Source organism: Pseudoalteromonas sp. Cn5-37 (assembly GCF_021532495.1).
GTDB classification, from domain to species: Bacteria; Pseudomonadota; Gammaproteobacteria; order Enterobacterales; family Alteromonadaceae; genus Pseudoalteromonas; species Pseudoalteromonas simplex.
Window position 1 is genome coordinate 86038 of sequence record NZ_JAKGBA010000005.1, and the last position, 13822, is coordinate 99859.

Genomic DNA, 13822 nt, shown 5'->3' on the forward strand with positions numbered 1-13822 from the left:
ATTTTGGAGAGCGAATGTCAGACCTTAGCAACACACCTTTTTCATTGCTTGAATTGAGCCCAATGAAAGAGCACGAAACCGTTTCGCAAACACTAGCAAATAGTGTTACCTATGCACAAACAGCCGACAAACTGGGTTTTAATCGGTTTTGGATGGCAGAGCATCATAATATGCGCGGTATCGTGTGTGCCGCAACTTCAGTACTGATAGGTCATATCGCAGGTAAAACTCAGAATATCCGCGTAGGTGCGGGTGGGGTGATGTTACCTAACCATCCACCGCTGGTGGTTGCTGAGCAATTTGGCACCCTAGAGAGTTTATACCCCGGTCGCATTGATTTAGGGCTAGGCCGCGCCCCAGGTAGTGACCCAATTACCAGCCGTGCTTTGCGCCGTGATGAACAACGCGCTGAGCACTTCAATGATGAAGTAACGGAGCTGCAAGCTTTACTTGGCCCATATAAAGGTGACTCTCCAGTACGCGCAATCCCAGGTGAAGATACTAATGTGCCAATCTGGTTACTGGGCTCAAGTCTTTATAGTGCTGGACTGGCGGCAAAAAAAGGTTTGCCATATGCATTTGCTGGGCATTTTGCTCCACGATTTGTTGAAGATGCCATTGCATTGTATCGCAGAGAATTTCAACCATCTGAGGTATTAGATAAGCCATACGTCATGCTTGGTTTACCCGTTGTTGCCGCTGACACCGACGAACAAGCACAGTTTTTAGCAACCACAGCGAAACAACGTATCTTAGCACTTATGCGCGGCAAGCCACTTTGGCTTAAAGAACCTGTTGCAACAATGGAAGGGTTGTGGACAGCGCAAGAAAAAATGCAAGTAGAAAACTTTTTAGGACTTTCTGTTGTGGGCGGTCAAGCGAGCGTTAAGCATAAGCTGAGTATGATTAAACAAACGCTACAGGTTGATGAGTTTATTTTTACAAATGACCTGTATGAATTGAGTGACAGACAACATGCGCTGGAAATATTAGCAAGCATCATGCGCTAATACGGTTTAGCAAATAGTGAATGCGTGTAATGAGTTTTTATGCGCATTGCTTAAGCCCTGACACTCATTTATCAAACGGTTTTATAGATTAATTCAATTTATATAATCCGTTTTAAGGATTGAATTTAACTTTATACAATACATTTATTAACCATTACCCTAGGAAGGTGCACCGTGAAATCTCAAACAATTGCCGCAGTAGAACCACAAACAAAAACAGCATTAATCGCTGAGGGTGGTGGGCAACGAGGGATTTTTACCGCAGGTGTACTCGATGCGTGGTTAGAAAATAATTACGATCCATTCGATTTATTCATTGGTACATCAGCAGGCTCACAAAATTTAACAAGTTATTTAGCGCGTCAAAAAGGCTATGCAAAACGTTTGATCAGAGGACTTTCGCGGCATAAACGTTTTTTCCAACTTGGCCGCGGGCTGTTTGGTAAAAGCATTGTTGACCTTGATTGGTATTTTGATAAAACCAAAGAAGTAAACCGTGCCTTAGATTTTAAAACAGCAACGCAAAATTTAGGTAATCGTGAATTGTTGATCACAACCACTAACGCGGCTGATCGTAAACCGTATTACTTGAGCCCAAATGGTGAAGATACACAATGGTTGGCCTTGTTAAAAGCATCAAGCGCATTACCGTTTTTATATAAAGATGGCGTTAACTTAACGCCTTGGCTAACAACCAAGGCCGCAAATGATGCCATTATTCAAAGCTCTAATACTGATTTAGTCCATGATATGTATTTAGATGGGGGCTTAGCTGCACCTTTACCTGTGAAAGAGGCCTATAATCGTGGTGCTCGTGATATTGTGGTTATTCGTACTGTTGATGAAAACTTTCAAGTGCAATCTGAATGGGTAAATAAGTTAAAATCACTCGTTTGCGTATCGGGTTATTGCCCTAAAACCATTGATTACTTGGTTCAACACGAACAAGCTTATCAAGATGAATTAGATTTCATTGCAAACCCGCCAAGTGATGCCCGTATCACACAAATTTTTGCAGGTGATAAATTACGCAGTAAACTGCTGGGTAGTACAGATTCAGATCTCCGCTATGATCACAAATTAGGCTTAGCGGCAGGTCGTGCCTTTTTACAGCAACAACTGCTAAATTAGTTGGGAGCAGGCTCGGGTAATTAATCCCATTGCCTACTTGAGATATTTGTAAATAGAGTTAAAGTGGTTAGCTATTCACTTTTTGTGATTTTTTATCTATAAGAACAATAAAGGCTTGCCATGTTTAACAGTGCTGTATCGACAATCAATGGTTTTCTTTGGGGAGAAGGCCAAATTCTTATCTATATTCTTCTGTTTGCTGGGATCTGGTTTTCGGTAAGACTAAAAGCGATTCAATTGGTTAAGTTTCGCCATATGTTTAGCCTGTTAAAGTCGAGTAGCAGCACCGATAAAAACTCAATTAGTTCGTTTCAAGCTTTATGTACTGGTCTTTCAGCACGAGTAGGTACTGGTAACCTTGCAGGGGTTGCCGTTGCTATTTCGTTAGGAGGCAGTGGCGCAATATTTTGGATGTGGGTGATTGCCATTTTGGGCATGGCCACGGGCTTTGCCGAAAGCGTACTTGGGCAAGTCTATAAAGTCAGAGATGCAAATGGTGAGTTTAGGGGCGGGCCTGCTTATTATATTCAGCAAGGCTTAGGCAGTAGAGCGCTTGCAGTGTGTTTTGCTTTTTGCTTGTTTCTTGGTTATGGCTTTACGTTCAGTGCCATGCAAACGAATACCATTACCGATGCTCTCAATTACGCATTTGAAATTCCAACTTTGTATTCAGGCATTGTGATCACAATACTGGCAGGCTCTATTATTTTAGGTGGCTTTAAAGCAATCGCCCGCTTTGCTGAACGCATTGTGCCAGTCATGGGCATTTTATTTGTACTCGCCGCTATCATAATTACTTTACTGAATATCGGTAAAGTGCCTGCGATGATTGAAGATATTTTACTTTCAGCCTTTGGCTTACAAGAGGCAGGCGCAGGGGCTATGGGCGCAGCAATTAAAAATGGTATTCAGCGAGGGCTTTATTCGAATGAAGCCGGAGCGGGGAGTGTGCCCCATGCATCTGGCTGTGCATCGCCAGTACCAAATCACCCAGTCACTCAAGGCTACATTCAAATGCTAGGGGTGTTTTTTGACACTATTGTGCTGTGTAGCTGTACGGCAGTGATTATTTTATTAGCTGATATTGATATTAGCGGCGAAATGGAAGGGATCCGCTTAACTCAATCAGCGATGACAGCACATATGGCTGCTGGTGGCATTTACTTTGTAGCGGCTGCAATTTGTTTATTTGCGTTTACTTCTGTGGTTGCAAATTATGCTTATGCAGAAAGTAACCTGCATTTATTTAAACTAGATAATAAACTCGGCCGAGGTATTTATACCTGTTTATATTTATCAATGATGATTTGGGGCGCATCGGCCACCATTAAACAAGTGTGGGATCTTGCAGACATTGCTTTAGGTTTAATGACAGTGGTGAACGTTATCGCTATCATACGCTTAACGCCAACGATCTTATCTGTGACAAAAGACTACCATAGTCAACGAGAAGCAGGGCAAGAGCCGAGGTTTGACTCTGAAAAAGTGCAGGTTCAAGGTCAAACAGAACAAGGGATTTGGCGTAAATAAGCTAAAACAATAACGAGAAAAGTAACCATGATAGATATTTATGCAGGGCCAAGTGCTGCAAAAGTAATTCAAGAGCAAGGCCTGTCTGCCGATTTGTTCAATACATTTTTAGGGGCAAGCGGTGGACCCAAATGGTTTACATTATTTGGTTTGGATAAATATCTCTTTGGTGAATTTTTTAAAGACCGTACCATACCTTTAAACTTATTAGGATCAAGTGCAGGGGCATTTAGAGCTGCCTGTTTTGCACAAAATGACCCTGTTGCTGCAATATCGCGATTAGCAAAGTCATACTCTGAAACACGTTATTCATCGAATAAAGCAAAACCAGAAGAAATAACAACAAAAGCACGAGAGTTATTAAGCACTGTTTTTGCTGAAAATGGTATTCAAGAAATCATTAACAACCCTATTTTTAAAGCTCACTTTATCGTTGCAAAATCGAATGGCTTTACAGCATCAGAAAACAAAGTGATGCAGTTAATGGGGTTATCTAAAAGCTACTTAGTCAATAGAATGAATAGGCGTTTGTTAAGCAAGCAATACGAGCGTTATGTATTTCAGCCTGCAGATAGTCAATTATCGTTTTCCGATAACAATACTTTCAATACCCATACTATAGAGCTAAGCGAAGATAATTTAGCGGATGCTTTGCTTGCTTCAGGCTCTATTCCATTAGTGATGCAAGGCATTAAAAATATAACAGGAACACCACCAGGTATGTATCGTGATGGCGGTATTATCGATTATCACTTTGACTTAAGTATTCATAATGACGGGCTCATATTATATCCGCATTTCAATAATAGCCCAAAGGCAGGTTGGTTTGATAAGAGCCTAAAGCGCGGTATTACCCCGAGTAACTATGATAACGTAGTGATGATCACCCCATCAGCGGAATTTGTCGCTTCATTACCTTATGGAAAAATTCCCGATCGTAAAGACTTTACAGAACTTGATGCTGATATACGAATCAAATATTGGCAACAAGTATTCAAAGAAACCGAACGGCTAGCAGAGGCATTTGATACGGTATGTACGAATAAGCACACACCGAAAATAAACCTTATCAAATAATCGTGGTTTTGCTTTAACTACTTAAACTGGCTAATCAAGGATGTTTGTTCTGTCACTTTACTGAGTAATGCTTCACAAAGTTGCTGCGAAGTTTGGCCAAGCTCTTTACAGTCATGAGCAAAATCTTGAGCTGCTGTTATATTTCTTGCGATCGATTGACTTGCCGTTAGCTGTTCTTTTATCGCTTGGGCTACAACACTATTAAGCTCACTTAGTTTGATTGATTGCGCTTTAATATGGTCTAAACTATCGCCACTTTGATGGGCAAGCTTAACACTTTTGGCCGACAAATCTAGTCCGTCATTCATGGCAATTTGTGCTTGTTTCGAAGCGTGGGTGAGTTGATTTAATACATTGCTAATTTCTTCTGTTGATTGCTGAGTTCTAGACGCTAGAGCTCGTACTTCTCCTGCAACTACCGCAAACCCTCTGCCATGCTCACCTGCGCGGGCTGCTTCAATTGCCGCATTTAAAGCAAGTAAATTAGTTTGATCTGCGATGGCATTAATCTCAGAAAGAATTGCCACAATATCTTGGTTTCCTTGGATTAAGTTTTCTACATAATTGCTTGCGGCATTGAGTTTTTCGTCAAGTTCACTAATTGAATTTATAGTTTGTCTAACAGCAAGTGAACCGTCTTCTGTTGCTTGATTCGTTAACTCAGCAGTTTGGCTTGATTTCATCGTGCTAGACGAAAGTTCATCAATAGAAGCGGTCATTTGTTCTGTTGCAACAACAATTTGTGAGACTTCGTCAGTTTGTTTATTTAAAAGCTCCGTAACATTATGGCCAGACTCAGCACAATGTTGGGCATTGTAATTAACACCCACACTAACATCATTCACACGGCCAACAACTGCTTTTAGTTTTGCTTTTTGCATCTCAAGTGCAAGATATGCAAAGCCAGATTGATCATTGGTACCAGAATACAGGTAAGCCATTAAGGGGTTATCGTATACTTGTTTTGCTTTACTAATAAGTGCTAAATATTTTTGGCGCCAAAAATACATAAGCCCATTAGCTGATGCTAAAAATAGTACAAGTACACAATTAAAAATATTAAATCCAGCACTGAATAGGGCAGCCAGCGAGCCTAAAAAGCTAATTAGCAACAGGGCACTTATGTAAAGAGTGGCATCATACTTTACTGCTGTAGCATGAGACTTTTGGTTGTTGTTTATTTTTGCATATTCAGCAGTTGCTCTTTGTACAACTTCATCACTCTGTTTGGTTCTGACTGATTGGAATTCAATGATATTACCAGTTTTATTTTTAATAGGTGTTACAAAGGCATTCACCCAGTAGTAATCACCATTTTTACATCGATTTTTAACAGGTCCCATCCAAGATTGACCATTTTTAAGATGGTGCCATAAATCAGCAAAAGCAAGCTTTGGCATATCAGAATGACGAACGAGATTGTGTGGTTTATGCACCATTTCGTCGAGGGAATATCCGGCTATTTTACAAAATTCATCATTGGCATAAGTAATATTGCTATTTAAATCTGTAGTTGATAATAGGATAGATGATTCAGGAAATTTAACTTCATTGCTATTTATTAGTTGGCTATTCACAGTGCTGTTCACTTTTTTAGAATAATTATAATAGTAAAGTATTGTTTATTGCCGATATTATTATTGTGAAATAAACAAGGAAAGTCTTATTTAAATAAGTTTTGTCCTATATCAATTTACACCTAAGTAATTGATATGGAATTAAGAAAATTCATATTTTTGTAAATGCGGAGGAAAACTTTAATTCTAAATAGAATTTAGAATTAAAGTTAAACTATAGAAATTAAAACCTAGGATCACCTTCACATAACTCACCATCATAATCACTATCTAAATCAGTATTTGGACAATTCCTATTGAAAAAATAGGCTTCTTCAATGGATGTCATTTGCTTACAGTATTGTCTGCCATCACATTCGAAATAACTTTCATTAGTAGAGAAGCGTTTTTGTTGTCTCTTATTAAAGCGTGCTTTTAAAGGTGCTATAACACGGCTATTGACTACCTCAGTAATAGATGTACCACCATTATTTGTAACGTAATACTCCCATCCCAAATACAAAAAAATTGTCAGCAAAATAAACTTTCTCATAGGACCTGCTAATAATTATAGTTATAAAGTTTGAAGAAAATGCATAAAATGTTAAAAGAGCAACTCTTCTAGTATTAAAGTATGGATATGCTACTAAGATGAAAATGAAAAGTTAAGTTTAATTAATGGTTTATCCATTAAATCTGAATTTTCCTAGGAGGTGTAAGAAGAGATAACTTAAAAAACCCCGAACTACTTCTGATGTGGAACATCAAATGAAAAGATATAAAGTTATCAAAATTAGGTCGTTTATTTTGAATGGGCATTGAGCAAGCAAAGCCAGAGCAGATATACGAGATAGGTTTAAATGCTAAAAATATAAAAGCTTTAACATCTAAACTGTTAGAGTAATACATTAAAAATAATTACGCATAACAAACTAATCTCTTGAGAACTATAAAAAATAACTAGCTATTTGTTCAAAGAACTTATTAATTGAAAGAGCGATAAATGAGAACTCATAAAAAATAGTAAAATAGATATAAACAAGTAGATTAACTACTAGAAACAAATAACACTTAATAACCCATAAATTAGGGTACGTAACATAATAGAAAAGGGCTAAAAGCCCTTTTCTATTAGATGTTTAACGTTGCTGTCATGGTTGACAGTTTGGCATCAGTTAGACTTTTTATCTAACAAATCACCACGCAAATGAATTTCTGTTGTATCAGAACTTGGCCTCTTAGCTGCTCTTGCACATGCACCATCCATCATTGATTTATTACGATCGGATTGTAAATTCTGATATTCACTTCTCCAGAAAGAACAAATCTCATTATTAGTTCTTTGAGCGTTATTAATAGCTTGTTGTTTTGCAGCCTGTTCGGCTTGTCGTTTTCTGAGTTGTCGTTGAGATTCTTCTAACTGTAATTTTGCTCGAACAGCTGCTGCTTTAGCATCACGTTCAGCTTGATTAGCAATTGCTTGAGCTTCTTTTGCTAACAAATGTGCTCGATACAAATAGTAACTTTCCATAGCTGCAAAGATTGAAATGCCAGTAAGAGTAAGACAAAAGTAAAGTTTGATGTAATTGATATTCATGCCTAATCCATCAGAAAAATGATACACCATCAATTTTAAAGGCGGATGAAGCTCTATAAAAGTAAAATCAACTGATTAATCAAGAAAATTTCAATGCAATTCATTACTTTATCGAAAAAAGTTATATTTTAATAAGGTTATCTTATGTCCATTAAGTGTATATTTTAATATATTTTTAAACTTTTAATGGACATACTAAGGTTTCCGCTATATGCTTAAATTGTTTTCAGATTCAAAAGGGGGAAAACAATATGGAAAAACTAATAGAAAAAAAAGCAAGCTTTCAAGGTACATTGGCTATAGGTCCAATCAATTTAAAATGCTTTGTTACTGAGGATGGTGAAAGATACATTTCTGGAAGGAGTATGACTGGCGCCATAGGAATGAAAGGCCGTGGCCAAGGTGTTGCTAGGTTGGTAACAAATAGTAAATTACAACCATATATGAATCACTCTCTTGCACTGGCATTGCAAAACCCTGTAGTACTTACAGGTCAAACGCCGAGGCCTGTTCATGGTTTTAGAGGGGAAGTTTTAGCAGATCTATGTGACGTAATTCTTGAAGCAAGAAAAGATAATGTTTTAAATACTGAGCAAGATATAAGGTATGCCGAGTACGCTGAAACCCTTATACGTGGTTTTGCTAGAGTAGGTATTGTAGCACTAATAGATGAAGCAACAGGTTATCAAGAAATAAGGGAAAAGAAAGCCCTTAGTGCTATATTAGAAAAATATATCCGTGACGAACCTAAGAGAAAGTGGACTAAAACATTTCCAGATGAATTTTGGTTTAAATTAGTTAAGGTAAAAGGATATGATAGCTATATGGCACTTAAAAGACCTGCATTTGTAGGGCATTGGGTGAATGACATAATATATTCAAGATTAGCACCCGGCATTAAAAAAGCGTTACAAGAAAAAAATCCTCGACAGGGTACAGGATATAGAAAAACAACTCATCATCAACTGTTAACAGAAGATTATGGTTTACCTGAACTGAAAGAACACTTAAATAAAGTAATGCTTCTCATGGATGTATCAAGTAATGCGAAAGAGTTTGACAAATTACTAAATAGAGCATTACCTAAGTATGGTGATACGCTCGAATTAGAGCTTGATGAATCTTAGGTTTTTGTAACAAATCAATATCTCATTGATTTCAAAAAAGACTAAATATTAGTCTTTTTTGAAATTGTTCCAACCATATCAAGCAATTGTTCCTGTAATTCCAATAAGTATTTATAATTTACTTTTGTTTCAGATTTTAGCTTTTTATACATAGACTCATGTTCCTTTGCTGACCATTTGTATCGATGAACAAATTGTACGTCTGAAGGTTTAACCTTCCCCCAAGGTGTTGTCATAACGTTGTTATGATATGAAATGCTGCATTCAGCCCATGGGCCTGTATCAGGTAAGTATCCGCGATACATTATCCAAATCAGTTTTTCGACTGGTTTACTAGCTTTGTTTGCTTTTACATATCTCCTTACTTGGCGTTCACTTACTCCGAGTTCTTTAGCTCCTTTTGCGTAGTCATAACCGAATAGCGTAACGAACTGCAATTTAAAGTTGCCCATTGTGATTTACTCCTTTTTTAAAAATCACAATGCACACTCGGTTTCGGTGTAAGTTGTTTTGCTCCCCCCCCTATTAGTATATGGGGGGAGGGTGTTTCCCTCGGCTGCTGTGCCGTCCTTAACTCAGCTAGGTTTATCAGATGGCAATCAACTTTTTTTGAATACAAACAAGGGTAGTGAGTGCGTTTAGCATTTTCACTGAATTGATTCCCGACCATAATAAACTGTATACAAAATGGAAACTGATTATCGATAAAATGTGGATTTTCTGGAATGTATGACATGGCTTCGCCATGCCGCCAAGCCCAAGTCAGCCGCGGCAAGCGCTGGCGTGACTTTGGGCTAATTGGCGGCTATTAGGTCTTGTTCTATTGGTTGTGAATTAATTGGTTTTGCTGCTGAAAAGGATTCGACCCTATAAGGCAAGCAATGAACCGTATATTCGTTATCCATATACTTTAATTTTGCAGTACAGGCTGATACCACGTTTACAACGGCATCTATCGAGCTTGGGTAAAATGGATTACCTTCTTTTTCAAAGCAGTAAGTTGAGTTTTGTTTATTGGAAATAACAGAACAGGTTATATAAACCCCCTCAAGAATTTTAGGGAGTTGCTGCTGTGCTTGAGGTGAAGAATTACTTGTACTTGATGGTGTTGTATTCGTTGATTCTTCTGACTTGGCGCCAAATGGGTAAAACAGATAAGTTACGTAGCCAACGAGTGCAAATAGGGCAGCTTTGTGCCATGTTTTTAGAATTGGGTCTTTGTTCTTTTGAGATTTTTTTTGTTGAACAACTTCTTTCACTTTATCACTAACGAGATACCATTTTTTTAGCTGTTCAGTTGGTACCATTGAGTACATGGCGCGCATATCAACTAAGCGCCCATCCTTTGCAGTCATTACATCAGGTAAAAATTTCTGTGCAGTGTTATACCAGGCATGTGTCCAATCTTTGATATAGAACTGATAACCGTGTGCTTTTCGTGATTTAGATTTACCGTCATAGAAACGAGCAACAGAAAATTTAGGGATATGAAGCAATGAAAATAGGCGTTGAACAACAGAATTGATAAACCCAAAACCAAAGTAATTAACACCAGATTTAACAGATACTAATTGGTCAATGGTTGTATCCCTTAGCTGTTTATCAACCCCCTCGAAGTCTTGCCCAATAAGAACTAAGTCCCAGCCGTATTTACCCATTTGAACAAACCAAGAAACGATAGCTAAACGATCTTTATCTTTGAAAGAACGTGAGTTTAAGTGTGTTAATAATTCATCGATAACCACTAAACCATTTTTCGATTCATCATAATTTCTATCATCTTGCTCCAGTTCTAGATAGCCGATACCAAGTGCGTGTAAATCTTCACTTCGTGGGTGGTCTGGCAATCTAATTACATGCGGGGTTTGAACGGGCATTTTATCGAGAAATAAGTCAAGATTAGTCGCAACTTTACGACCACGTTTAAGGTAATCGTTAATTAAATCGACAGCGTATTTTGTTTTACCGGAACGTTTAACGCCCTCTATAAATTTACCTGATGCCATATTATTGAGCCTTCATTTTTGTTCGTAATACACCAAACGCAAAGTAAAGCGTCATTTGCGCAACCTTAGCGCCAACAACAATAGAGGCGCATGTAATAGCGTTATTGGGTATAAGTGATAAACCAGCTTGAGAGAATGAATTTGTTGGGAGTGAGGACAACAAAATAGCAAACTGGGAGTTAGCAGAATTAATAAAAACAAGCATCGCACCTGAATAAGCAGCTAAAAAGATACCCGCTATTAATGTTCTTGCTGTATAGCGACGAACTAAGAATTTAATTAACTCTGAAATACCTGTAGCTATTGCCGTTAAAATTGCGGGAATAGCTACAATTGCCAAAGGACCAGCCATAATAAACTCCTAAACGGTTGAAAATGCTCTAAATGATTGAGAAGTAATGTTTAATACTGAAACAAAGGTCATTACATAGAGAAACCATTCAATCACAGGTTTAAAATAATCTTCGTAATAGGGGCAATGCTCGCCAACACTGATAACCCGCTCAACATTTCGGATTGAGACTCGAATATCAAAAGGAACACATTGGCCTGTAAAGCCACTAAATGCAGATGAAACGTAAGAATCTAAACGATTGAGGTAGGCTTCAAATTCTCTCGGTACTTTTTGGTCTTTTTCATCATTAACAAAGTCTTCAAAAGATTTATCAAATTCATCTAATTCCTTAGATAAATCTAATGAACACAAGTCGCCAATACATGTACCTTCTTCAAAAGTTGAATTAATACCGTCTGAAATTTTATCTAATTTCTCGTTACCTTCAGTTACAAGTGAATTTGTTTTACTAATAGCAGTACCAATTGAATCAACCCCGTTTTTCATGTCTTGCAAAATACCTAGTGTTATCTCATTGGCGCCGATAATTGCGTCTTTAATCGCCTTAGATTCATAAACATGCTCATTGGCAAGCTTATTAGAAATTTGTATTTCTTCGGCAACTCTATCCAAACGGTCATGATTAGATTCAAAGCCATTGTTCATGTTTGTATTTATTGCATCTAAATTTTTATTAACTTGATTTAATGCGGGTAATAAATCGGATGCTTCTGTATCGTCAGTTGGTTCTGGCTCGGGTGTAGGGTCTGGCTCAGGTGTTTTATCTGGGTCAGTCGGGTCTGGGTCAGTTGGGTCTGGGTCAGTCGGGTCAGGGTCAGTCGGGTCTGGGTCAGTCGGGTCAATTTCAGTGCATGCCACAGGTTCTTGTGAGCCATAAGATACAGGCATGTAAAAATTACCATTTTCATCAGTTTCAATTGAACACTGAGAACCATCAGGATTGTCAAAACAAATAGTTTGCTGTTGACCTGTACCAAAAACAAATGGGTCATTATCAGTAGGAGCTGGACAATCTGGGTCTAAATCCGGTTCAGGTTCAGGTTCAACATCAAGGGGTTTATGACATGTTTCAATTGAACCTGTTTGTGGCCAAGGGAAAGTATGCAATGGATGAGATTCGGGTGGACAGGTAGGAGATTCAGGAGGTAAATTAGTCCATTGAACGTTAAAAGAATCATAACCACGATGAACAATACAACCATTAGAATTTGATGCATATTTTTCTAGCGTCTGACTAAAATATGTATCAGTTTGTTGCTTTATAGTTGTTCTCTCTATTTTGCAAAATGGTGACATATCTGGTTGAGATATTCGAATGTTATAAGCCCATTCAATACATTCAGAAGGTGATTGAACTTTCTTAGAATGAGGCCCATTAACAGAGGTATAACACTCATAAAAAATTTTAGAATCTGGTTGAACACCCGGCCAAACATATCTATCCGATGGAAAACCTTCAGGAGCATTTGCAGAGACAAAAAAAGCGCTTGTAAGCGCCAATATAAATATTAGTAATCGCATAGTTGCGCCTTTTTATTAGTTGGGAAAGGTGGAGGCTAGCTCCACCAATTTAGGAGAGGTTAGCCCCCGTTAGCGCCTTTAGAGATAAAGCGGCCAACAAGAGAGAAACCGATTGATGATGCTAGTGATACAGCAAGAACTGCGAAACCTGCACCGACTGCGGTAGATACATCACCCAGTACTTCAGTTTGAATTGCTGTTACTTGAGCAGCATCTAATGCAGCATGTGCGCTAGAGCTAAGAGCAGCACCAGCAGTAACGAAAGTTGTTATCACAACAGCTTTTACATTTTTCATAGGAATATTCCTTTTAACGTTTAATGTGTACGTGACGCTTTTTTAAATATTTCCGCCACAAAATGAAAAACTTTGCCAGTACAGTAACCTGTTAACCAACAAAGAATTGCTGACCCAATTATCTTGGCGAGTAATGGGTCAATACTATTAACGGTTTCCACTGATGAACCCCGCATAAAATGAACCAAGCATAATGGCTGTAACAATGAGTGTCTGATAATCCATAATGAGATCCTTTATTAATGGGTAAATCTGCGGCATACCGAAAATTACTTAGGCTTACTTTCAGTTGGTAGACTGTGTAAGCGGAAGCCTTTCCAATCCATCTGGCGAGCGACATTCGCACCTTCGTAATACTCGATATTGAGTAAACAAGGTCTTAAGCCCCAGCCATTCGGGTCTGATTGCATTTGTTCTAATTGCTTGTAAGTGCCATCTGTGTATTGGTCAGCAGAGACTTTTACAGACAGAATTTGTGCAGGGTTCTTTGTGTGAAGTTTAAACTCTGCGGTTGTTGGGAGTGGTGCACCTTTATCGTCAGTACGGTTGATTGGTGCTAAATCCGTGATTGCGCCTTCAATATTCATAGCTAGTTTCCTTAATGAGTGGTCTTAAA

General features: G+C 38.2%; 14 protein-coding genes. 5 read left to right on the forward strand and 9 right to left on the reverse strand.

Going from position 1 to position 13822, the window contains the following annotated elements:
• Positions 1-14: 14 nt before the first annotated feature.
• The 4 genes from L1266_RS09310 to L1266_RS09325 all read left to right on the forward strand — a co-directional run bounded on the left by L1266_RS09310 (position 15) and on the right by L1266_RS09325 (position 4748).
• Complete coding sequence (locus L1266_RS09310; protein WP_138599782.1) at positions 15-1010, forward strand: LLM class flavin-dependent oxidoreductase; 996 nt, start codon at positions 15-17, stop codon at positions 1008-1010.
• 174 nt (positions 1011-1184) lie between these two features.
• A complete protein-coding gene (locus L1266_RS09315) occupies positions 1185-2141 on the forward strand; it encodes a patatin-like phospholipase family protein (protein WP_054552223.1) in 957 nt (318 codons plus the stop codon).
• Positions 2142-2261: 120 nt separating this feature from the next.
• On the forward strand, positions 2262-3671 hold the full coding sequence (locus L1266_RS09320) for an alanine/glycine:cation symporter family protein (protein WP_235374258.1): 1410 nt from the start codon (positions 2262-2264) through the stop codon (positions 3669-3671).
• Between the two features lie 27 nt (positions 3672-3698).
• Positions 3699-4748, forward strand: coding sequence for a patatin-like phospholipase family protein (locus L1266_RS09325; RefSeq protein ID WP_235377391.1), 1050 nt, complete (start codon positions 3699-3701; stop codon positions 4746-4748).
• Positions 4749-4765: 17 nt separating this feature from the next.
• Here the strand turns inward: L1266_RS09325 and L1266_RS22375 are convergent, their stop codons facing one another.
• The 3 genes from L1266_RS22375 to L1266_RS09340 all read right to left on the reverse strand — a co-directional run bounded on the left by L1266_RS22375 (position 4766) and on the right by L1266_RS09340 (position 7901).
• Positions 4766-6325 (reverse strand): methyl-accepting chemotaxis protein, encoded by a 1560-nt coding sequence (locus L1266_RS22375; protein ID WP_235377392.1) that lies wholly within the window; start codon positions 6323-6325, stop codon positions 4766-4768.
• Positions 6326-6548: 223 nt separating this feature from the next.
• A complete protein-coding gene (locus tag L1266_RS22380) occupies positions 6549-6857 on the reverse strand; it encodes a hypothetical protein (RefSeq protein ID WP_328260090.1) in 309 nt (102 codons plus the stop codon).
• Positions 6858-7475: 618 nt separating this feature from the next.
• Positions 7476-7901, reverse strand: a complete 426-nt coding sequence (locus L1266_RS09340; RefSeq protein ID WP_235377393.1) for a hypothetical protein — start codon at positions 7899-7901, stop codon at positions 7476-7478.
• 251 nt (positions 7902-8152) lie between these two features.
• Between L1266_RS09340 and L1266_RS09345 the strand changes: the two genes are divergently transcribed.
• On the forward strand, positions 8153-9028 hold the full coding sequence (locus L1266_RS09345; protein ID WP_235377394.1) for a P63C domain-containing protein: 876 nt from the start codon (positions 8153-8155) through the stop codon (positions 9026-9028).
• Between the two features lie 41 nt (positions 9029-9069).
• Here the strand turns inward: L1266_RS09345 and L1266_RS09350 are convergent, their stop codons facing one another.
• From L1266_RS09350 to L1266_RS09375, 6 genes are all read right to left on the reverse strand, one after another.
• The gene (locus tag L1266_RS09350) at positions 9070-9480 is read right to left on the reverse strand and encodes a hypothetical protein (protein WP_235377395.1); all 411 of its coding nucleotides are present in this window, start codon (positions 9478-9480) and stop codon (positions 9070-9072) included.
• 342 nt (positions 9481-9822) lie between these two features.
• Positions 9823-11034 carry a zonular occludens toxin domain-containing protein gene (locus L1266_RS09355; protein ID WP_235377396.1) on the reverse strand — a complete coding sequence of 404 codons (1212 nt, stop codon included), beginning with the start codon at positions 11032-11034 and terminating at the stop codon, positions 9823-9825.
• Between the two features lies 1 nt (position 11035).
• Positions 11036-11386: a hypothetical protein gene (locus L1266_RS09360; RefSeq protein ID WP_235377397.1), complete on the reverse strand. Its 351-nt coding sequence runs from the start codon at positions 11384-11386 to the stop codon at positions 11036-11038.
• A gap of 9 nt (positions 11387-11395) precedes the next feature.
• A complete protein-coding gene (locus L1266_RS09365) occupies positions 11396-12910 on the reverse strand; it encodes a hypothetical protein (protein WP_235377398.1) in 1515 nt (504 codons plus the stop codon).
• Between the two features lie 59 nt (positions 12911-12969).
• Positions 12970-13206, reverse strand: a complete 237-nt coding sequence (locus L1266_RS09370) for a hypothetical protein (protein ID WP_235377399.1) — start codon at positions 13204-13206, stop codon at positions 12970-12972.
• A 269-nt stretch (positions 13207-13475) separates the two neighbouring features.
• Positions 13476-13793 (reverse strand): hypothetical protein, encoded by a 318-nt coding sequence (locus tag L1266_RS09375; protein WP_217876712.1) that lies wholly within the window; start codon positions 13791-13793, stop codon positions 13476-13478.
• Between the last annotated feature and the right edge of the window lie 29 nt (positions 13794-13822).

Excerpts from the sequence above, each read along its gene's own strand:
- L1266_RS09310 (WP_138599782.1), top strand. The coding sequence starts at position 15 with ATGTCAGACCTTAGCAACACACCTTTTTCATTGCTTGAATTGAGCCCA.
- L1266_RS09320 (WP_235374258.1), top strand. The coding sequence starts at position 2,262 with ATGTTTAACAGTGCTGTATCGACAATCAATGGTTTTCTTTGGGGAGAA.
- L1266_RS09325 (WP_235377391.1), top strand. The coding sequence starts at position 3,699 with ATGATAGATATTTATGCAGGGCCAAGTGCTGCAAAAGTAATTCAAGAG.
- L1266_RS22380 (WP_328260090.1), bottom strand. The coding sequence starts at position 6,857 with ATGAGAAAGTTTATTTTGCTGACAATTTTTTTGTATTTGGGATGGGAG.
- L1266_RS09340 (WP_235377393.1), bottom strand. The coding sequence starts at position 7,901 with ATGAATATCAATTACATCAAACTTTACTTTTGTCTTACTCTTACTGGC.
- L1266_RS09345 (WP_235377394.1), top strand. The coding sequence starts at position 8,153 with ATGGAAAAACTAATAGAAAAAAAAGCAAGCTTTCAAGGTACATTGGCT.
- L1266_RS09350 (WP_235377395.1), bottom strand. The coding sequence starts at position 9,480 with ATGGGCAACTTTAAATTGCAGTTCGTTACGCTATTCGGTTATGACTAC.
- L1266_RS09355 (WP_235377396.1), bottom strand. The coding sequence starts at position 11,034 with ATGGCATCAGGTAAATTTATAGAGGGCGTTAAACGTTCCGGTAAAACA.
- L1266_RS09360 (WP_235377397.1), bottom strand. The coding sequence starts at position 11,386 with ATGGCTGGTCCTTTGGCAATTGTAGCTATTCCCGCAATTTTAACGGCA.
- L1266_RS09365 (WP_235377398.1), bottom strand. The coding sequence starts at position 12,910 with ATGCGATTACTAATATTTATATTGGCGCTTACAAGCGCTTTTTTTGTC.
- L1266_RS09370 (WP_235377399.1), bottom strand. The coding sequence starts at position 13,206 with ATGAAAAATGTAAAAGCTGTTGTGATAACAACTTTCGTTACTGCTGGT.
- L1266_RS09375 (WP_217876712.1), bottom strand. The coding sequence starts at position 13,793 with ATGAATATTGAAGGCGCAATCACGGATTTAGCACCAATCAACCGTACT.